Consider the following 20,362-nt stretch of genomic DNA (forward strand, 5'->3'; position numbering starts at 1 on the left):
CGGCCCGTCGCCCTCAGTCGTCGTCATCATCATCATCATGGCCATGACCGTTTCCATTTCCGTGCCCATGGCCATTGCCGTTACCGTGTCCCGGGCCATGGCCGTTACCGGGGCCGTGGCCGTGGCCGTTACCGGGGCCGTTACCGTTTCCCGGCCCATTGCCATTCCCGTTGCCCTTGCCGTTGCCACGTCCTTGTTCATTGCCACGGCCGTCGCCAGTGTTTCCAAGATTGCCCGCCGATCCGCCGCCGTTGCCGTTGCCGTTTGCTTTGCCGGCCCCCTCGCCCATCTGGCTGCCCTGGCTGAAGCTGCTTTCTGCAACGCTGCTTTCGCTGCCGCCGCTCTCTCCAGCGACGCCGTTTGAACCGGCATCACCACTTTGGGCGCTCTGATCGCCAAAGGCGCTGAGCCCGAGACCGGCTCCCAAAGGAGCGGCCTGATTGACCGCCGGAACATTGGCGCGCGTCGGCTCCACCGACGTAACGGACGGCGCGGCATCGACGCCTGCAACCGACATGGTCTGGTTCTGGTCCACCGTTGCCTGCTGGCCCGGCCCCACGTCGGCGCTTTGTCCGCCTGTAAATGATGAAACCTCCACCAAGCCGCTCTCGACAGCCACGGAAGCCTCCTGCTCCGTCACCGTCACCGTGAACGTCGTTCCCTTGACCACGGCCGCCAGGAAGGGCGTATGAACATAGGTATGGGGACTGCTGCGCTTCTCGATATCGAGAGCGATCTCCCCGGTCTGCTGAACGACCTCCGTCTTGCGCGAGAACAGGCCTTCATGTGTGACCACCGAGCCCAGGGTGTTGGGGCTGAGCGACAGGCTTTCTTCGCCTCTGGTCAACGTCACCCGGCCGCGCGGTCCGGTCGAGATCCACGCCTTGCTGGGGATGACAGTGCCGACCGCAACAGCGTCCCACGTCGTCTTGTCGACCGTATAGCTCACCTGGGTAGTGGTCTTGGCCACGATCCAGTCTTTTGCGACGGCGATGGAAGGAAAAAGAGCGAGGGCGAAAAGACACATAAGCGGCAGAAAGCGGACGTGGTGCATGAGGACTCCTATTACAGGGCGCTAATTTATAAGCACTCCATTTAAGAATCCCTTGATGTAGGAAACTGAATTTTACCGAACCGGATGACCGCTCGTCTCACCGCCGCCAGGGCATGCACCTGACCATCTGGAAACAAGCGACAGATACCGTCGACACGAGTGTGTCACTCATGTTTCCAGTACAAAAGCAGGGTGATCGATTTGAATGACTAAGAAAAATGGTAGCGGGAGAGGGACTCGAACCCCCGACACGCGGATTATGATTCCGCTGCTCTAACCACCTGAGCTACCCCGCCACACGGAAAACCTGCCTTGAATTTCAGCGTACTGAAGGGCGGGCCCGTTTGGATGTGCGGCTTATAAAACCCGCGTCGTAGCAGTGTCAAGCGCGGTCTTTTCAATTTCGCGAATGAAAACCCGCGCCTGCCGCCCGTGCACAGGTCAGGCCGCAACGGGTGTGGAAAGCAGGGCCTTCAGCGCGGCTTCCGCTTCCGGTGCCCGTTCCGACCGTTCGATGAAGCCGCCGCCCCAGACGCGGGAATCGGCGCCTTCGCCCGAATAGAGGACGCAGGCCTGACCGGGTGCCACACCGGCCTCTCCGATCGTCAGGTCGACATAGACGCCCCGGTCGTCGCAGCGCAGCGTTACCGGCGTCGGAGGACGGGTGGAGCGGACCTTGGCAAAGCAGGAGAAGCCGCCGGCGGCATCTGCCTCCAGCGCGCCGTCCCCCAGCCAGTTCATGTCGCGCAGGTAGACGCGCCGCGTATCCAGCGCCTCCTTCGGCCCGACGATGACCCGGCGGCCGCGGGCATCGAGATAGACGACGTAGAGCGGATCGCCGGTCGCCACGCCGATGCCACGGCGCTGGCCGATCGTGTAGTGCAGGATGCCCTCGTGCTGCCCGAGCACGCGACCATCCATGTGGACGATGTCTCCGCCGAGCGCCGAGTTCGGCCGCACCTTGTTGATGATGTCCGTATAGCGCCCCTGCGGCACGAAGCAGATGTCCTGGCTGTCGGCCTTCTTGGCGACCACGAGGCTCATGTCCTCGGCAAGCGCCCTCACCTGCGCCTTCGACATGCCGCCGAGCGGGAAGCGCAGATAGTCGATCTGCTCCTGCGTCGTGGCAAACAGGAACCAGCTCTGGTCGCGGTCGGCGTCGATTGGCCGGTAGAGCGCGCGGCGACCGGGGTTGCCGGGCGTCGGGTTCGGCTGCGAGCGGATGTAATGGCCGGTTGCCAGCGCGTCGGCGCCGAGCTCCTTCGCCGTCGCCAGCAGGTCGGCGAATTTGACGGTCTGGTTGCAGGCAACACAGGGGATCGGCGTCTCGCCCATGGCATAGGCTTCGGCGAACGGGTTGATCACCGCATCGCGAAAACGCTTCTCGTAGTCGAGGACGTAATGGGGAATGCCGAGCGTTTCGCAGACACGGCGGGCATCGTCGATGTCCTGGCCGGCGCAGCAGGAGCCGGCGCGGTGGACTGCGGCCCCATGGTCATAGAGCTGCAGCGTGATGCCAAGCACGTCATAGCCCTGGCGCTTCAGGAGACCCGCCACCACGGAGGAATCCACGCCACCCGACATGGCGACGACGATGCGCGTATCTTCCGGCCTCTTGTCAAAATCCAGCGTGTTCACAGGAACTCTCTCAGTCACTCGGGCGCCGGCCTTGCATGATATCGGCGGCATTCGACCTGGAGCGGGTTCGGCCGCGCCGGGCTGTTCTTGCCCCGGATATAGAAAGGATTGGCCGCCCGTGCAAGCGCAGCGGTTTTCACGGTGTTGGCGCCGTTCCCTGCGAAGCCTCCGCGACCGTTGCCCGGCCGACCGTCGCATCGACGGACCCCTCCGCGCGCACCTTCGGCAGGCCGGACGGATAGGTTTGCTGAATGAAGTCGATCAGCTTCTCGCGCACCTCGCAGCGCAGATCGAAAGCACGCCCCGCATTGCTGGCCGAGACGAGGATGCGGACCTCCATGACGCTTTCCTTGAAGTCGGTGACGGCGACGTTGACGACATCGCGGTCCCAGAGCGCCGAATTGGCTGCGATCTCCAGCACCTTCCGGCGGATCTCGGCGATCGGCACGCTGTAATCCAGGTAGATGATCACCGTTCCGATCAGCGCGGCTCCCTCGCGCGTCCAGTTCTGGAACGGCTTCTCGATGAAATAGCCGAGCGGCAGGATCAGGCGGCGCCAGTCCCAGAGCTTGACGACGACATAGGTGGAGGTGATCTCCTCGACATTGCCCCACTCGCCCTCGACCAGCAGCGCATCGTCGATGCGGATCGGTTGCGTGATCGCCAGCTGGATGCCGGCAAAGAGGTTCTTCAGCACCGGCTGCAGCGCCAGGCCAAGGACGATACCGGCAACGCCGGCTGACGCCATCAGCGACACGCCGTACTGGCGAACGCCCGGGAAGGTCATCAGCGCTGCTGAGATGGTAAAGGCGATGATGGCTGTAGCCACCACCCTCTCCATGATCCGCGACTGGGTGACGTGCTTGCGGGCCAGCAGGTTGTCTTCCGCATCGAGCTTGAAGCGCCGCAGGTACACCGTCGTCCAGATGTGCAGGGCGGTGCGCGCCATCCAGCCGATCACGACGATAAAACAGAGAAGCAGGATGTGCCGCAGCACGCTCTCCGCGTTGTCGCTCAAGGGTGCCACCACGACCCCAAGCGACAGCGTCCACGTCAGGATCGCCAGCCTCAGCGGACGCCGCGTGCGCTGGACCAGGGAACGCCAGAAGAGGTCGCGCTTCTCCGCCACGCGGGTCGAAATCCTGAAGACGATCCTGTGTAAAAGCAGCCCGAGCAGAAAAGACAGGAGCAGCAGCATCAGGCTCAGGATCGGGTCTGGCACCCAGCCTATGAACGCGTGAATATATTGTTCCAGTCGTGCTTCCATGGGCCTTATGGTAGGGTGCAATGCAGCATCGGAAAGCCCCAAGGCAACATTTTCCCGCCTGGCGACTTCTAGATTGGGAAGCACCAATGCCATGGAGGAACAGGATGCGTTCGTCGAACGGCTTTGATCTGGAGCGCTTTACCGAGGCGCAGGCGCCGGTCTACGTGCAGGTGCTGGCCGAGTTGCGGCAGGGCGCCAAGCGCTCCCACTGGATGTGGTTCGTCTTTCCACAGGTGGAAGGGCTGGGATCTTCAGCGATGGCGCAACGATACGCCATCGGCTCGCGCGCCGAAGCCAAGGCCTATCTGCGTCACCCGGTGCTGGGTCCGAGACTCGTGGAATGCACGCACTTTATGCTGCAGCATGAAGGCACGAGCGCCCATGCCATTCTCGGCTCTCCGGACGATATGAAGTTCAAGAGTTCCATGACGCTCTTTGCAGCAGTCAGCGAAAAGGGCTCGCCTTTCGAGCGAGCCCTTGCGGTGTTCTATGGAGGCAACCGCGACGAGAAGACCGTCGCGCGCCTGGGTGACTAGGCCGTCTGGATTGCCGAGAGCTTCCACTCCTGGGTCGGCTTGCGCACGAAGGTCCACAGTTCGACAGTCTCCGTGGCAACATCCGGGTCGCCCTTCGTCACCGCACCGGTATCGCGGTCACGCATGACGTCGATGCTGGAGTAGCGCATCGCGACGGTGGCGTATTCCATGCCGTTTTCGCGCCATGCCTCGGAGAGATCCCCCTGCAGCAGCGTCACGTCACGCACCTCGTTCTTGAGGCCGTTGGTGGCGTTCTCGCCCAGTTCCTCGGCCAGATACGACATCGCTTCCGGCGTTGTGATGGCCCGCAGGGCCGCGTAGTCTTCCGCGGCATAGGCGGACTGCACCTGCTCCAGCAGCTTCTCGAAGAGGCTGAGATCGCGGCTGGTCACGCCGATCTCGTCGGTGGCATCCGAGGCCTGCCGCGGCGCGGATGCCGCACCTGCGGCAGCGCCGGCGCCGAACGAACCCATCTTCGGGATCTGGAACGATGATCCGCCCTGCTGCGGCGCCTCATGGGAATTGCGGGCACTCGTTCCGGCCGGACCGTTGGCCGGCTGCTGGCGGCGCGCGAAGAAGCGCATGGCGAGCATGGCAAGACCGGCGATCAGCGCGACCTGCAGCAGCATGCCGAGGAAGCCTGCGGCACCGCCGAAGCCCGAGCCCATCAGCATGCCGAAGAGGCCGCCGAGGAAAAGGCCACCCAGCAGACCGCCGGCGAGACCGCCGAAAAGGCCGCGGCTCTGAGGTGCCGCCTGTCCGGCAGCATTCGGCGTCGCGGCATTGCGCTGCGTGCCGGGGGTCATGGTGCGATCGACCGGTGCAGCCGGGTTGGGCGCAGTCCGGGTGACGGCAGGGGTATTGAAGGTACGGCTGCCACGGCTGCCGAAGCCACCGCCGCGGCGGGCTTCTGCAAAATCGACGGCCACCAGCGAGAAAGCCATTGCGAGAGCAGCAACGGCAAACACGCCTTTGAAGTGGCGGATGGATGAAAACATTCGGATCTCCTCACAATCCGCAAGCGCGCGGACTAGCAGGCATATAGCGAGAGTTGCTCTGGTTTTTAAGGGGTTTTCGACAACTGGCGAAGAATTGAACGGCGAAGTCGATGTTTTTTCGCTTCCTCCGACCTCACGCCTCCTCCCACGACAAAGAAGGCCCGGCGCTGAACCGCCGGGCCTTCTTCTGGTTCATGAAAAACGGATCAGTCGACGTTGAACACCAGCGGCTTTGCCTGGCGGATCGCCGGGTTTGCCGTCAGCTTGTCAAGAACCTCCTGCTTCACCGGCGCGTCGACATAGAGCAGCGCAATCGCGTCTCCGCCCTGCTGGTCGCGGCCGAGCTGGAAGTTGGCGATGTTGACGCCGCCCTCGCCGAGCGTCGTGCCCATGAAGCCGATCATGCCGGGAACATCGGTGTTGGAGATGTAGATCATGTTCTGGCCGACGTCGGCATCCATGTTGATGCCCTTGATCTGGATGAAGCGCGGCTTGCCGTCGGAGAAGACGGTACCGGCAACCGAACGAGTCTGGTTCTGTGTCGTCACCGTCAGCTTGATGTAGCCGTCATAGACGCCCGTCTTGTCGCGCTTGACCTCGGAGAGCACGATGCCCTTTTCCTTGATCATGATCGGCGCCGAAACCATGTTGACGTCCGACACCTGGTTGCGGATGAGGCCCGCCAGCAGCGCGCTGGTCAGCGCCTTGGTGTTCATCTCGGCCGTCGAGCCGTCGTAGAGGATCTCGATTTCCTTGATCGCGCTTTCGGTGACCTGGCCGACGAAGGCGCCCAGGACATCCGCCAGACGGATGAAAGGCTTCAGGATCGGCGCTTCTTCCGCCGTGATCGAAGGCATGTTGATGGCGTTGGAGACGGCGCCCTTGACCAGATAGTCCGACATCTGCTCGGCGACCTGCAGGGCGACGTTCTCCTGCGCTTCCGTGGTCGCGGCACCCAGATGCGGCGTGCAGACGACGTTCGGCAGGCCGAACAGCGGGCTTTCCGTCGCGGGCTCGACTTCGAAGACGTCGAAGCCGGCGCCGGCCACGTGGCCGGACCTGATGGCGTCGGCAAGTGCTGCCTCGTCGACCAGGCCGCCACGGGCGCAGTTGATGATCCGCACGCCGGGCTTCGTCTTGGCCAGCGCCTCCTTGCCGAGGATGCCGCGCGTCTTGTCGGTCATCGGCACATGCAGGGTGATGAAGTCGGCCTTGGCCAGCAGTTCGTCGAACTCGACCTTGGTGACGCCCATCTCCTGGGCACGCTCGGCCGACAGGAAGGGGTCGTAGGCCAGCACATGCATGCCGAGGCCGATCGCCTTGCGGCAGACGATGCCGCCGATGTTGCCGGCGCCGATGACGCCGAGCGTCTTGCCGGTGATCTCGACGCCCATGAACTTCGACTTCTCCCACTTGCCGGCCTGGGTGGAGGCATCAGCTGCCGGCAGCTGGCGGGCAACCGCAAACATCAGCGCGATGGCATGTTCGGCGGTGGTGATCGAATTGCCGAAGGGCGTGTTCATGACGATGATGCCGCGGCGCGAGGCGGCCTGGATGTCGACATTATCGACGCCGATGCCGGCGCGGCCGATGACCTTGAGGTTGGTCGCGGCAGCAATCAGCTTTTCCGTCGCCTTGGTGGCGGAGCGGATGGCGAGACCGTCGTAGTTGCCGATGATTTCGGCAAGCTTTTCCTTGTCCTTGCCGAGCAGCGGCTGGAAATCGACTTCGACGCCGCGATCGCGAAAGATCTGGACGGCGGTTTCCGACAATTCGTCGGAGACGAGAACGCGAGGTGCCATGGTTTGGGCTCCTTAAATGAGTTCGAACTGAAACCTTTCAGCCGTCATGCTCGGGCTCGTCCCGAGCATCTGCGACCGATCGGTCTGGGAGATGGGATCAGATCCTCGGCACAAGGCCGAGGATGACGATGTCATGCACTGGAAATCGGTCAGGAAGGATTAGGCCGCAGCCTTCGCAAGCGTGGCCTTTTGCGTCTCGAACGCCCAGCCGAGCCAGGGCATCAGCGCCTGCATGTCGGCCGTCTCGATGGTCGCGCCGGCCCAGATGCGAAGGCCGGACGGCGCGTCGCGATAGGCGCCGATATCGACGGCGACGCCTTCTTTCTCGAGCATGGACACCATGCCCTTGGCAAAGGCCGCCTGTGCATCGGCATCGAGTGCCGTGACGTCGGGGTCGACGATCTTCAGGCAGACCGAGGTGTTCGAGCGCGTCTCGTCGTTGACGGCGAGGTTGGCGATCCAGTCGTTCTCGTCGACGAAGTCGAAGATCACCTTGGCATTGGCATCGGCGCGGGCAATCAGGGCCTTGAGGCCGCCCAGCGACTTGGCCCAGTTCAGCGCGTCGAGATAGTCCTCGACGCAGAGCATCGACGGCGTGTTGATCGTCTCGCCGGTGAAGATGCCCTCGATCAGCTTGCCGCCTTTTGTCATGCGGAAGATCTTCGGCAGCGGCCAGGCCGGAACATAGCTTTCCAGGCGTTCGACGGCGCGCGGAGACAGGATCAGCATGCCATGGCCGCCCTCGCCGCCCAGCACCTTCTGCCAGGAGAAGGTGACGACGTCGAGCTTCGAGAAGTCCATGTCCTGTGCAAAGGCCGCCGAGGTGGCGTCGCAGATCGTCAGGCCCTTGCGGTCGGCCGGAATGAAATCGGCATTGGGAACACGCACGCCGGAGGTGGTGCCGTTCCAGGTGAAGACGACGTCACGGTCGAAATCGACGTCGGCAATGTTGGGCAGCAGGCCGTAGTCGGCCTCGAACTTGCGCACGTCCTTGAGCTTCAGCTGCTTGACGACATCCGTCACCCAGCCGGCGCCGAAGCTCTCCCAGGAGAGCATGTCGACGCCGCGCTCGCCGAGCAGCGACCAGAGCGCCATCTCGACCGCGCCGGTATCGGAAGCGGGCACGATGCCGATGCGGTAATCCGCCGGCACGTTCAGAATTTCACGGGTGAGATCGATGGCCTGCTTCAGCTTCGCCTTGCCGACCTTGGCGCGGTGCGAACGACCGAGCGGTGCATCGGAGAGAGCTTCAAGCGTCCAACCGGGGCGCTTCGAGCAGGGGCCAGAAGAAAAATGGGTGTTTTCCGGACGCAGGTCCGGCTTGGTGATATCGCTCATGTGGCTATCCTTCCAGATAGAAAGCCCTTCGTTGGGGAAGGGTGTCCCACTCGCGGTGTTACCGGAAGCGCCCGCTTCGGTCAAGCTTAGGTCCGTGCATATCTTCGTCTAGGGCAGACGGGAGGTTGTGCCGGGATTGACGTAAGTCAATGGATTTATCCGCCACCGGTTCATGGTGCACCTGCTGGTGGCGAGGGACCGGGCAAAGCCCCGGATAGACGCTTGAATACGGCGCCGTTGTGGCCCCAGACAGACCAATGCCACTGATATTCATATTCAATTTGTTTAAGATCAGGAGATAGTCATGACCATGCAGACGGGATTCAGTCCTGAACGGACAGAGGATAAAGACCACTTCTACATGCCCTTCCTCACGGGCTTCTACGAACGTTTTGCCCAACCCTTCGCCTGGGTGGCGCTGCGGGTGGCGATCGGCGGCATGCTGATGATCGAGGGCTACCCGAAGATCGTCGCGCCGCTGGCACAGACAGGGTTCGTCGAAACCCTCGGCTTCTACCCGGGCTGGCTCTGGTCGCCGCTTCTCGCCGCCATGCAGTTCTTCGGCGGCGCCATGATCGCGCTCGGGCTTTTCACCCGTCCGATCGCGCTGGCCAACGGCGTGATGCTCGCCATCACGCTGTGGTTCCACTACGCCCACCCCTATGGCCACGCCTTCCTGACCGCGGGCGGCATCGAGGCTCTGAAGTCCGGCAGCGATTTCTTCACCTCGACAGCCGTGACGAGGCTGGCAGATGGCGGGACAAAGTTCCTTGAACAGGTACAGACCAAGGCCGAACTCGCCTCGCTGTTCTGGACTGGCGGTGCCTTCTTCTTCGCAGCCTTTGGCGGTGGCTTCTGGTCGATCGACCGCCTCTTCATCAAGCGCGAATTCTAGGTCGCGCACCCAGCAACAAAAAAGGCCGCCCGGATAAACGAGCGGCCTTTTCTATGATGCGAGCAGAAGCCGAATGTTACTTGTAGACGATCGGCTCCAGCGGAGGCTCGTAGGATACCGGTGTATCGCAGCCGCCGAGAAGGTAGCGTGCGCCGACGCGGGCTTCATGGCTGTAGAAGCCCTTGTCCCAGCCCGGTCCGCCGCCTTCGTTGTAGCCGAACATATCGCCGCCGGTGACGTGACGGAAGCGATAGCCCACGTCAGCCTTGACGGCGCATGTAATGTCGACGGTCGCGCCGGCCATCAGAGCGTAGGTGAAGCGCCAGCTGCCGTGGCCCTCGTGCTCGACTGAGTCGTCACAGCTGCTACCGTCATCGGCGCAGGAGGTGTTGCGCAGGTTCTTCCAATCCACGTAGGTTCCACCGATACCGGCACCGACATAAGGCGTGACGGAGCCATAGGTCCCGAGGTCCACATAGGCGTTTGCGAGCAGCGAGTAGGCATGCATGGTGGAGAGATCCCGCGATGTGCAGGGTCCGACGCAGGCGCCGAATGCGGCGCCACCGCCAACTGTCGATCCTTCGAAATCCGACTTCATATAGTCGAAGGTCAGGTCGGTGCGCAGATAGTTGTTGATCTGGTAACCGACGCCGGCACCGATCAGGAAGCTGTCCTTCAGCGAAGTGGTATTGAAGTCCACATACTGGGACGCATCATTGCCCTGCATGAATTCCGCGCCGCGGCTCTTGTTGAACGAATAGCCGACATCGCCGCGAAGATACCAGCCACTGGCTTCCTTTACGGTGATCTCTGGCGCGTCCATGAAGGGGAGCGGCTCAGGCTGGTACACATCGGCAGAATGGGCAGCACCGACCGTCAGCAACAATGCGGCTGCGCCCAGCAGGCTCTTTTTCATGGCTTCATCTCCAAGCTCGTCATCATTGGCTGTCGCGCACGCCAATAGGTTGATCCTGGATGGATAATGAGCCGGAAAGGTAAAGACCCGCTTAACTATACTAATTTACCAAGACCGAATCAAAAAGCCGGCGCGAGGCCGGCTTTTTGCTGGAAATCCCACTCGTCTCAGGCGACGCTGCGCACGTTCGAAATGACGCCGATCAGCTCGTTGACGATCCGGTGGATCTGCCTCTCGTCATCGCCTTCCGCCATGACGCGGATGAGCGGCTCGGTTCCCGACGGGCGGATGACCAGCCGTCCCCTGCCCGCAAGCTCCGCTTCGGCATCGGCAATCGCCTGCTGCACGATGATGTCGTCGAGCGGCTTGCCGCCCTGGAAACGGACGTTCTTCAGAAGCTGCGGCACCGGCTCGAACCGACGGCAGAGTTCGCTGACCGGAATGCCCAGCCGCTTCACCCGCGCCAGGATTTGCAGGGCAGCGACGAGACCGTCGCCCGTGGTGCCGAAATCCGACAGGACGATGTGGCCGGACTGCTCGCCCCCGACGTTGAAGTCATGGCTGCGCATGTGCTCGACGACATAGCGGTCGCCGACCTTGGTGCGGGCGAGGTTCAGGCCCTTGGAGGTGAGGAAGCGCTCGAGCCCGAGGTTGGACATGACGGTGGCAACGATCCCGCCGCCGCGAAGCTTGTCCTCCGCCGCCCAGCTTTCGGCAATCACCGCCATCAGCTGGTCGCCGTCGACCACCGCACCGGTCTCGTCGACGATGATGACGCGGTCGGCATCCCCATCGAGCGCGATGCCGATATCGGCCCTCACCTCGTGGACCTTCTTCTGAAGCGCGCCCGGGCTGGTCGAACCGCAGTCCAGGTTGATGTTTCGGCCATTCGGCTCGTTGCCCATCGTCACGACGTCTGCACCCATTTCCCAGAGCGCGGTCGGCGCCACCTTGTAGGCGGCGCCATTGGCGCAATCGACGACGACCCGGAGGCCCTGCAGGGTCACGTCACGGGGCAGCGTCCGCTTGGCATGCTCGACGTAGCGGTCGTCGACACCATCGATGCGTTTCGCCCGGCCGATGTCGGCGGACTTCGCAAGCTGCGACGTCAGATCCTTGTCGATCAGGTCCTCGATCTGCATCTCCAGCTCGTCGGAAAGCTTGTAGCCGTCGGGGCCGAAGAGCTTGATGCCATTATCCTGGTAGGGATTGTGAGAGGCCGAGATCATCACGCCGACATCGGCCCGCAGCGAGCGGGTCAACATCGCGACGGCGGGCGTCGGAATGGGTCCGAGGATGAAGGCGTCGAGGCCGGCGGCGGTAAAACCGGCAACCATGGCGTTTTCCAGCATGTAGCCGGAGAGGCGCGTGTCCTTGCCGATCACAACCCGGTGGCGGTGACTGCCGTTGCGAAAGATCGTCCCGACGGCGATACCGACTCGCATGGCGAGGTCCGGCGTCATCGGGAAGGTGTTGGAATGTCCACGAATTCCATCGGTGCCAAAATATCGGCGTGTCATGCATGCTCCTTCGTCACCGCGCCTCATGGCGCGTCATCGCGGCAGCCGCCGCGGCTTGGAGAAACAGTGTCCCCAGAGGGCTGCGGTCATGCCACAGTTTCCCCGTCGAGACACGTAAATTACCGTCAAAACTGATTACATCCCGTTACCAAACGAAAAGGCCATCCGCTCTCGCGAATGGCCTTTTTTGGTACGATGACTGTCGAAATCAGTGCGGTTGAGGCTCCAGGCCGCCTTCAGGCTCGCCACCCTTGGGCTCGTCCTTCTTGGCGCCGGCGCTCGGGACAGCCGATCCGCGCGGCGGCGACGTATCGTCACCCGTGTCGCGGGAGGGTCTCTGACCCTTGATCAAAGACTTGATCTCTTCGCCCGAAAGCGTCTCGTATTCGAGGAGACCCTCGGCCAGAATGACGAACTCGTCGTGCTTTTCGGTCAGGATGCGACGGGCTTCCGTATAGGCCTCGTCGATCAGCCGACGCACTTCGGTATCGATCTTCTGTGCCGTCGATTCCGAAACATTCTTTGACTGCGACACCGAGTGCCCGAGGAAGACTTCCTGCTGGTTCTCGCCATAGGCAACCTGTCCGAGGATGTCGGAGAAGCCCCACTGGGTGACCATGGCGCGGGCAAGCTTGGTGGCCTGCTCGATGTCGGAGGACGCGCCGGAGGTGATGTTTTCCTTGCCGAAGGTCAGCTCTTCGGCAACACGCCCGCCCATCATGATGACAAGGCGCGAGACCATCCACTTGTAGCTCATCGAATAGCGGTCGCCTTCCGGCAACTGCATGACCATGCCCAGCGCACGGCCACGCGGAATGATCGTTGCCTTGTGCAGCGGGTCCGCCACCGGCACATTAAGCGCGGTAATGGCGTGCCCTGCCTCGTGATAGGCGGTCAGCTTCTTTTCGGCTTCGGTCATGGCGGAGGAACGGCGTTCCGCGCCCATCATGATCTTGTCCTTGGCGTCTTCGAACTCTGCCATGGTGACGACGCGCTTGTTGCGCCGCGCCGCCATCAGGGCCGCTTCGTTGACGAGGTTCATCAGGTCGGCACCGGAGAAGCCGGGCGTCCCGCGGGCGAGCACCTTGAGATCGACGTTGGGTGCCAGCGGCACGTTGCGGGCATGGACCTTCAGAATCCGCTCGCGGCCGACGATGTCCGGGTTCGGCACCACGACCTGGCGGTCGAAGCGGCCGGGACGCAGAAGCGCCGGGTCGAGAACGTCGGGACGGTTCGTCGCGGCAATCAGGATGACGCCTTCGTTCGCTTCAAAGCCGTCCATCTCGACGAGCAGCTGGTTGAGCGTCTGCTCGCGCTCGTCATTGCCGCCGCCGAGACCTGCACCACGGTGACGACCGACGGCGTCGATTTCGTCGATGAAGATGATGCAGGGTGCGTTTTTCTTGGCCTGCTCGAACATGTCGCGCACGCGAGATGCACCGACGCCGACGAACATTTCGACGAAGTCGGAACCGGAGATGGTGAAGAAGGGCACATTGGCCTCGCCGGCGACGGAACGGGCCAGCAGGGTCTTACCCGTGCCCGGAGGGCCGACGAGCAGCACGCCGCGCGGAATACGACCGCCAAGGCGCTGGAACTTCTGCGGGTCGCGCAGGAATTCGACGATTTCCTCGAGGTCCTGCTTGGCTTCGTCGACACCGGCGACATCCTCGAAAGTCACTCGACCATGCGCCTCGGTCAGGAGCTTGGCCTTCGACTTGCCGAAGCCCATCGCGCCGCCACGGCCGCCGCCCTGCATCTGGCGCATGAAGAACAGCCAGACGCCGAGGATCAGCAGCATCGGCAAAAGCGTGCCCAGATAGCTGAGGAAACCGGAGGATCCGTCCGTCTCGGGGCGCGCCACGATCGTCACGTCTCTCGACTGGAGGCGCTCGATCAGGGAATCGTCGATGACCGGGGAATAGGTCTGAAATCCGGTGCCGTTTTCGGCATAGGTCCCCATCACCCGGTTCCCCGTGACCACCACTTCGCGCACCAGACCGGCGTCCACATCACTCAAGAATTTCGAGTACGGAATTTCCCGGGAGCTCGTCTGTGATGGCGCAGTCTGGAACATGCTGAACAGCGCAATCAGCAGAAGCGCTATGATTGCCCAGAGGGCAAAATTTCTAAAGTTTGGGTTCATCGAACTCCCCGGAACTGTTTGGCAGCTCGAAAGCCACCTTGCTTGCGGCTTAACATAGGGTTCCGCCTACTGCTTGCCAAGGCGAACCGGATCGACTGGTTACCTTTTCCGTGCCTAATCGTTCCACGGAACCAGCGGGAAAGTGTCGCATCCGAAAAGCTCTGCCAGAGTGGTGGCCAGTTTATAGTCGAACTGGGGCAGAAACCGGTCGTATGGCGCAAGCCTGGCGACTGCGCCGGGTGCCGCCGGCATGGCGCGGGCGGCGCGCGCTGCGATCGAGGCAGGCACATCAGGAAAAAGCGCCTGCGCCTCCTCTCGGTCAACCCGCATCGGCCTGATGCTCATAGGCCCGGCCGCTGTATTCATTACGCGAAAGCGGTCGTCCCAGACGCAGGTCTCCCCCGCCGCCGCCTCTACCTCAGGCACGTTGCGGCTCTCCCGGCAGAGGAAAAGGCCGCTGCGGCGGACGTCGAACACAACCCGCCCGGCCGTCAGCCGGTGGAGGCCTTGTGCCTTTACCACGTCCATCAGCCGGTCCATGCTCCGAGAAGCAGGACCATGCTCGCGGCCGCCGATCACGGCGGCCGCGGCCGACAGCGCATGGCGCAGCACCGCAGCCTCCGCCACCAGCGCGGAAGGCCGAAGATGCATTAGGACGCCATGTTGCACCTGCGCGTGCTCGGCAAGCAGGACCGCGGCTGCGTCTGACAGCGCACGCCGCCGCTTCCCCGCCGCTTCGATGTCGCACAGCGTGCCAGCATCCGCCGCCGGGAGCTCTGCCCTCGTCCTCACCCGCTCGTAGCGCATGTCACCGTTGGACGGATCATCGATCCAGCCGTGCCCCGCCTCACGCAGAAAGTCGCGGATGTCCCGGCGCCTTGTCCGCAGAAACGGCCGCAGCAGCCAGTGGCGACGGTGCAGGAGCACCGCATCCGCCATGCCGGCATGTCCGGGAACCCAGCCGTCGCCGCGGGATTGGCGCATGGCAACCGTCTCCAACTGGTCGTCCAGCGTGTGGCCGGTGACAATCGCCGTGGCGCCCATGTCCGCAGCGGCCTGGCACAGCAGCACATAGCGCGCCTCCCGCGCTGCGGCGGAGAGACCGCTCATCGGCTTTTCGTCGGTCCAGGCGAGGGTCGTGTGGGGAATATCAAGCTTGGCACAGAGCTGTGCGACGGTGGCAGCCTCGGCTGTCGATTCGGGCCGGAGCCGGTGGTCGATGGTGACGGCGCTCAGCGACACATCCGCGCCCGCATGGGCTGCAAGCGCCACCAGCAGGCCGGTCGAGTCGCTGCCGCCGGAAATGGCGACGAGGAGGCGCACGGGCCTCGGAAGAGCCTGCAGCAAGACGCGGACGGCTTCTTGCGCGGAAAGAATGGAAGGATGGTCGGCGCTCAACACCGGCAGCCGATCAGCAGCCGAGGCGTTTCTGCTCGGACGACACTTTGGACAGCACGGGGCGCTGCGCGTTCGGATAGCGCTTTTTGACCTCACCCAGTGTTGCGCAGGCAGTCTCGGAATTGTCGAGCGCGGCAAGCGACATGCCAAGCTTCAAGAGCATTTCCGGCGCCTTGGGTGATTTGGCATAGGTCTGGTGGGCATTCAGGAAGGTCTTGGCGGACTCGGTGTATTTGGCCTGGGAGTACTGAGCCTCGCCGAGCCAGAAGTTTGCGTCCGCAGCCCGCTCGGCTTCGGGAAACTCGCTCAGATACTGGGTGAACCCCTGCTCTGCCAGGGCATAGTCGCCGGTGAGCACATGGTTGTAGGCAACCTGATAGGTGTCGCTCTCGCTGCCGAGCGAGGCCGTCTGCTGCGTATCCGGCACCTGGCCCGGGTTTACCCCGGTCGCCTGCCCCTGGGCAGGAAGGCCCGGCCCGGGATCGACGCCCGGCAGGCTGGAGGAATTGTCAACATCATTGCGGCTGACGTTGCGCGGGTTGCCATTCTGGTCGAAGTCGATCGCCCCGAGCACGGTTTCAGGTGCCCCCGGTGCTCCGGATGGCCCGGCAGCGCCCGACGGCGCCGCAGGTGGCGTCCCGATGAGCCGCGCCACGTCGTCGGCTTCCGTCGCCGGAGCGGCGGGCTGCGACGTGGATGCGGTAGCGGCCGGTCTCCCGGCCGCTCCATTTTCACTCTTCTCGAGCTCCTGGAACCGGAACTCGTTGTCTTCCTGGGTCTTTCGCATTTGCTCCTGCATCTGCAGAAGCTGGAAGCTCATTTCCTCGATCCGCCCGTTCAGCTGGCGAATTTCTTCCTCCAGCTGCTGGACCCGAACCGGCCCGTCGGTGCTTTGTGCCAGCACCACCGATGCCTCAGGCGCCCGCGGCGTCTGCGATGCCTGACCCCGTTGCGGAAAGAGCTCCGGCAAAGAGAATGCCCCGGCGGGGCCGCCCGCCGCCATCAGCCCCAGCATTGCTGCCAAGACAAGTTTCTTCATATCGTCCGTCCTGCTTTGATCTGCGTCGAGTTTGCGCGACTGCAGATTTTGTCAATCCACGCCAAAAAGCAACTAAGCCCGCCCCTAAAATCAACTCAAGTTCGGCCAAACTATGGAGAAACGGAAAAGGCGGCCCGATGGACCGCCTTCACAATATTGTGCGCCGATATCTGCGTTACATGCCGGCGCCGCCGAGCACCGTGACGGCGCGGCGATTCTGTGACCAGCAGGAAATGTCGTCGCAGACGGCAACGGGCTTTTCCTTGCCGTAGGAGATCGTCCGGATCCGGTTGGCCGGAACGCCGCGGGCAGCAAGATATTCCTTCGTCGCGGAGGCGCGGCGTGCGCCGAGCGCCAGGTTGTACTCGCGGGTGCCGCGTTCGTCGGCGTGACCTTCGACGGTGATCGCATAGTTCGGGTAGCGGGCAAGCCACTGCGCCTGGCGATCGAGCGTCTGCTGGGCATCCGCGCGGATCGAGGTCGAATCGGTATCGAAGAAGATCCGGTCGCCGACGTTGACGGTGAAGTCTTGGGCCGAGCCGGGTGTCGAGGCGCCCGCACCGGCAGCACCACCGAGTCCGAGGTCGCCAGCATTGTTCGGCAGGTTCTTCTTGTTGGCGCAACCGGTCAAGGCCAGTGCCAGCGTCAGCGCCAGAACGGCTGGGTTGCGGGCGAGGGTCTGCATTCGGCTGATTGCCGGGGTATAGGTACGGCTCATAGCCGGTCTCTCCTTGGATCAACGTAAATAGAGTTGCCGGACTCTAACCGGAGGCAGTTAATCATCTTGAAATACGTATGGTTAACGAACCGTTTCCGTGTTCCTCAACCGCTCCTTTTCAGGAGATTGGGGCGGCAAAGAGGCGGCGCGCCGCCCCCGTCCGCATTCTGCCATCATTCGAGAAGCGGCGACCAGGCCGGGTCCGAACCGTAGGACGGCGTCTTGACCAGTTGCTCGTTGTAGCCCGTCAGGTCGATGGAATAGAGCTGCGGTCCGCCTGCCCCGGCGTTCTGCCGGAAGAACATCAGCACGCGACCGTTCGGCGCCCAGGTCGGCCCCTCGTTGTGGAAGCCGGTCGTCAGGATGCGCTCGCCCGAGCCGTCAGGCTTCATGACGCCGATCGAGAACTTGCCGCCCGACTGCTTCGTGAAGGCGATTAGATCGCCGCGCGGCGACCAGACCGGGGTGGAATAGGAGCCATCCCCGAAGGAGATGCGCGTCTGGCCGGAGCCGTCGGCTCCCATGACGTAGAGCTGCTGGCGACCGCCGCGGTCGCTTTCGAAGACGATGCGGGAACCGTCCGGCGCATACGAGGGCGAGGTGTCGATCGCGGCCGTGCTCGTCAGCCGCGTCGTCGTCCGCGACCGCAGGTCCATCGTGTAGATGTTGGAATTGCCCTCCTGCTGAAGGCTCATGATCACCTTCTGGCCGTCGGGAGAGAAACGCGGCGAAAACGTCATGCCGGGGAAGTTGCCGACCACTTCGCGCTGCCCGGTTTCCAGCTGCAGCAGGTAGACCCGCGGCTGGTCGCCTTCGAAGGACATGTAGGTGACCTCCTGGCGGCTCGGCGAGAAGCGCGGCGTCAGCACGATGTTGTTGCCGTTGGTCAGCTGCCGGACATTGAAGCCGTCCTGGTCCATGATCGCGAGCTGGCGCTGGCGGGCAGTCTTCGGGCCGCTCTCGGAGACGAAGACGACACGGGTGTCGAAATAGCCCTTCTCGCCGGTGACGCGCTCATAGATCGCGTCGGCAATGATGTGGGCGACGCGGCGCCAGTTTTCCGGCTGCGTGAAGAACTGCTGACCGGTCATCTGCTGGCCGGCGAAGGTGTCCCAGAGGCGGAACTCGGCGCGCAGGCGGCCGTCGCTTTCGCGCGTCACCCGGCCCGTCACCAGTGCCTGGGCGTTGATGACCTTCCAGTCCTCGAAGCGCGGCTGCTGATCGGGATTGCTGATCTTCTCGATGAAGGCAGCCTTGTTGACTGGCGCAAACAAGCCGGAGCGCTGCAAGTCGGCAGCAATCACCTGGCTGATCTGGGCGCCGAGCTCGTTTCCGGACATGAAGTCGGTGACAGCGATCGGCAGAGGCTCGACATTGCCCCTGTTGATATTGATTTCCACCAGGGCATAAGCCGGCGCGAAGGACATCGCCATCCCGGCAAACGCGATCATCAGGCGGATGAAATTGCGTTTCATCATAGTGTTCAGCCTTTCAGCTATTACAGCATTTCGCTGGGGTCGAAATTCACGACAACCTCACTCCAGGCATCGTATTTTTCGACGGGAAGGTTCTTGAAGGGAGCCGAGCGCATTACGGCACGGAGCGCGCTTCCTTCGAGGGTGCGACGGGCAGTATCGGAACCGCCGGTCGCTGTGACTTCCGGACGGCCGACGATGGCGCCGCTCTCGTCCAACTTCATGGAAACGGTGATGATCACCCCGTCGGCACCTTCGATGCCGGCGATGATCGACCAGTTATTCTGAATTTGACCGCGCAGCGCATCCATTTCGCTCTGGCTGAGCGATGAACCGCTGGTGGTCTTCTTGCCGCCCAGTGCAGCCGTCTCGGTCGAGCGTTTCGCGCCACCGCCGGAGGCTTCCTGCTTGTTGAGCAGTGCTGCGATCTCGTCGGCGTTGAAGTCGCTATCCTTGGATGACGTCGATTTTGCGGTTTCCTGCTTCTTGTCGGCGACCTTCTTGTCGCTCGGCTTCTCGGCAGCCTTCGGCGTCTCGGGCTTCTTCTCCGCAGGCTTCTCGGCAGGCTTTGCCTGTTCCTTCGGCGGCTCCGGCCGTGGACGTGCGGCGGGTACGGGAACGGTGTCCGGGAGCGGGATTTCTTCGGCAGCCGCCGCTTCCGGCGCGGGTTCGGGCGTCGGTTCCGGCGTCGGCTCGGGTGCGACCTCCGGCTTCGTCTCCGGCAGGGCGGCAACCTCGGTCGGCTTCGGCGCCGTCTCTTCCGGCACGATCTCCTTGATCGTATTCGTCTCGGTCGTGGGGTTGGGCAGCGGATTATCGGTCTTTTCCGGCGCGGCCGCGACTTCCGTCTCGATCGGTCGCTGTGTCGGCGTCGGCGGCGCCTTCAGGTCGACGTCGTTGTCGCCAGCATTCTCGGCGTTCTCGACGATATTGGGCTTGGTCGTCGGCACGGGTGCCGCCGTCTCCGCAAGCGGTGCCTTTTTGTCGCCCTGCTGGATCTGGGTGATCGATTCCACCGGAATGATGTCGACCGGCAACGCCTCGACATCGGCCACGTCGAAAGACGCGGGCGTGCCAAGCGACACCAGCGCGAAGCCGAGCGCCACGGTGTGAAGAACCAGCGATGTCCCGAGACTTGCCTTCATCGCGAACCGATCACTGCTCCTGTTCCTGGAGGGTCACAAGACCGATGTTCTTGAACCCTGCCGATGAAATCCGCGCCATGACCTGCATGACGACGCCGTAGGCGGCGGCGGTGTCGCCGCGCACATAGATGCGTTCGCTGTAGCCCGTGGTGGCGATCGCCTCGAGCTTCGGCACCACTTCGTCGAGTCCGATGGCCGTTTCCTGCAGGTAGATTTCCCCGGCGGGATTGACGGACACGGTGATTGGTTGGGTATCCGAATTCATGGCCGTCGCCTGCGTCTCCGGCAGGTCGATCGGTACGCCGACTGTCATCATCGGCGCGGCCACCATGAAGATGATCAGGAGCACCAGCATGACGTCGACGAGCGGCGTGACGTTGATCTCGCTGACGGGCGCATTCCTGCGGCCGCCGCGCCGTCTGCGCCCGCCACCTGAACTCTTTGCACCACCGGCTGACATGCCCATGAGGGAAACTC

General features: G+C 63.1%; 17 protein-coding genes and 1 tRNA gene. 2 read left to right on the forward strand and 16 right to left on the reverse strand.

The window, feature by feature from the left end; all coding sequences use genetic code 11:
• Positions 1-13: 13 nt before the first annotated feature.
• From M1E10_RS21010 to M1E10_RS21025, 4 genes are all read right to left on the reverse strand, one after another.
• Positions 14-1,054, reverse strand: coding sequence for a FecR family protein (locus M1E10_RS21010; protein ID WP_499174725.1), 1,041 nt, complete (start codon positions 1,052-1,054; stop codon positions 14-16).
• Between the two features lie 219 nt (positions 1,055-1,273).
• Positions 1,274-1,350 (reverse strand) — tRNA-Met (locus tag M1E10_RS21015).
• A gap of 145 nt (positions 1,351-1,495) precedes the next feature.
• Positions 1,496-2,692 (reverse strand): MnmA/TRMU family protein, encoded by a 1,197-nt coding sequence (mnmA, locus tag M1E10_RS21020; protein WP_499174726.1) that lies wholly within the window; start codon positions 2,690-2,692, stop codon positions 1,496-1,498.
• A 136-nt stretch (positions 2,693-2,828) separates the two neighbouring features.
• Complete coding sequence (locus M1E10_RS21025; RefSeq protein WP_499174727.1) at positions 2,829-3,959, reverse strand: mechanosensitive ion channel family protein; 1,131 nt, start codon at positions 3,957-3,959, stop codon at positions 2,829-2,831.
• Positions 3,960-4,063: 104 nt separating this feature from the next.
• Here M1E10_RS21025 and M1E10_RS21030 point away from each other — a divergent pair, with 104 nt between their 5' ends.
• Positions 4,064-4,495: a DUF1810 domain-containing protein gene (locus M1E10_RS21030; protein WP_499174728.1), complete on the forward strand. Its 432-nt coding sequence runs from the start codon at positions 4,064-4,066 to the stop codon at positions 4,493-4,495.
• On the opposite strand, the gene M1E10_RS21035 is transcribed toward M1E10_RS21030, so the two are convergent.
• From M1E10_RS21035 to M1E10_RS21045, 3 genes are all read right to left on the reverse strand, one after another.
• On the reverse strand, positions 4,492-5,493 hold the full coding sequence (locus M1E10_RS21035) for a Tim44 domain-containing protein (RefSeq protein ID WP_499174729.1): 1,002 nt from the start codon (positions 5,491-5,493) through the stop codon (positions 4,492-4,494). The two genes, M1E10_RS21030 and M1E10_RS21035, sit on opposite strands and share 4 nt — an antisense overlap.
• 206 nt (positions 5,494-5,699) lie before the next feature.
• Positions 5,700-7,295 carry a Rossmann-fold NAD(P)-binding domain-containing protein gene (serA, locus tag M1E10_RS21040; protein ID WP_499174730.1) on the reverse strand — a complete coding sequence of 532 codons (1,596 nt, stop codon included), beginning with the start codon at positions 7,293-7,295 and terminating at the stop codon, positions 5,700-5,702.
• Positions 7,296-7,454: 159 nt separating this feature from the next.
• On the reverse strand, positions 7,455-8,633 hold the full coding sequence (locus tag M1E10_RS21045) for a phosphoserine transaminase (RefSeq protein WP_499174731.1): 1,179 nt from the start codon (positions 8,631-8,633) through the stop codon (positions 7,455-7,457).
• A gap of 304 nt (positions 8,634-8,937) precedes the next feature.
• On the opposite strand from M1E10_RS21045, the gene M1E10_RS21050 reads away from it, so the two are divergent.
• On the forward strand, positions 8,938-9,528 hold the full coding sequence (locus M1E10_RS21050; RefSeq protein ID WP_499174732.1) for a DoxX family protein: 591 nt from the start codon (positions 8,938-8,940) through the stop codon (positions 9,526-9,528).
• Between the two features lie 76 nt (positions 9,529-9,604).
• On the opposite strand, the gene M1E10_RS21055 is transcribed toward M1E10_RS21050, so the two are convergent.
• From M1E10_RS21055 to tolR, 9 genes are all read right to left on the reverse strand, one after another.
• Positions 9,605-10,444 carry an outer membrane protein gene (locus tag M1E10_RS21055; RefSeq protein ID WP_499174733.1) on the reverse strand — a complete coding sequence of 280 codons (840 nt, stop codon included), beginning with the start codon at positions 10,442-10,444 and terminating at the stop codon, positions 9,605-9,607.
• 167 nt (positions 10,445-10,611) lie between these two features.
• On the reverse strand, positions 10,612-11,964 hold the full coding sequence (glmM, locus tag M1E10_RS21060) for a phosphoglucosamine mutase (RefSeq protein WP_499174734.1): 1,353 nt from the start codon (positions 11,962-11,964) through the stop codon (positions 10,612-10,614).
• A 208-nt stretch (positions 11,965-12,172) separates the two neighbouring features.
• Entirely contained in the window at positions 12,173-14,110 is a 1,938-nt protein-coding gene (ftsH, locus tag M1E10_RS21065) for an ATP-dependent metallopeptidase FtsH/Yme1/Tma family protein (RefSeq protein ID WP_499174735.1), read from the reverse strand.
• Between the two features lie 114 nt (positions 14,111-14,224).
• A complete protein-coding gene (gene tilS, locus M1E10_RS21070) occupies positions 14,225-15,457 on the reverse strand; it encodes a tRNA lysidine(34) synthetase (protein WP_499174736.1) in 1,233 nt (410 codons plus the stop codon).
• A 64-nt stretch (positions 15,458-15,521) separates the two neighbouring features.
• Positions 15,522-16,547 (reverse strand): tol-pal system protein YbgF, encoded by a 1,026-nt coding sequence (ybgF, locus tag M1E10_RS21075; RefSeq protein ID WP_499174737.1) that lies wholly within the window; start codon positions 16,545-16,547, stop codon positions 15,522-15,524.
• A 175-nt stretch (positions 16,548-16,722) separates the two neighbouring features.
• A complete protein-coding gene (pal, locus tag M1E10_RS21080; RefSeq protein WP_499174738.1) occupies positions 16,723-17,265 on the reverse strand; it encodes a peptidoglycan-associated lipoprotein in 543 nt (180 codons plus the stop codon).
• 173 nt (positions 17,266-17,438) lie between these two features.
• Positions 17,439-18,743, reverse strand: a complete 1,305-nt coding sequence (gene tolB / locus M1E10_RS21085; RefSeq protein ID WP_499174739.1) for a Tol-Pal system protein TolB — start codon at positions 18,741-18,743, stop codon at positions 17,439-17,441.
• Positions 18,744-18,763: 20 nt separating this feature from the next.
• Entirely contained in the window at positions 18,764-19,885 is a 1,122-nt protein-coding gene (tolA, locus tag M1E10_RS21090) for a cell envelope integrity TolA family protein (protein ID WP_499174740.1), read from the reverse strand.
• Positions 19,886-19,895: 10 nt separating this feature from the next.
• Positions 19,896-20,351 carry an ExbD/TolR family protein gene (tolR, locus tag M1E10_RS21095; RefSeq protein WP_499174741.1) on the reverse strand — a complete coding sequence of 152 codons (456 nt, stop codon included), beginning with the start codon at positions 20,349-20,351 and terminating at the stop codon, positions 19,896-19,898.
• Between the last annotated feature and the right edge of the window lie 11 nt (positions 20,352-20,362).

Source organism: Rhizobium sp. PK7-22, from assembly GCF_056530405.1.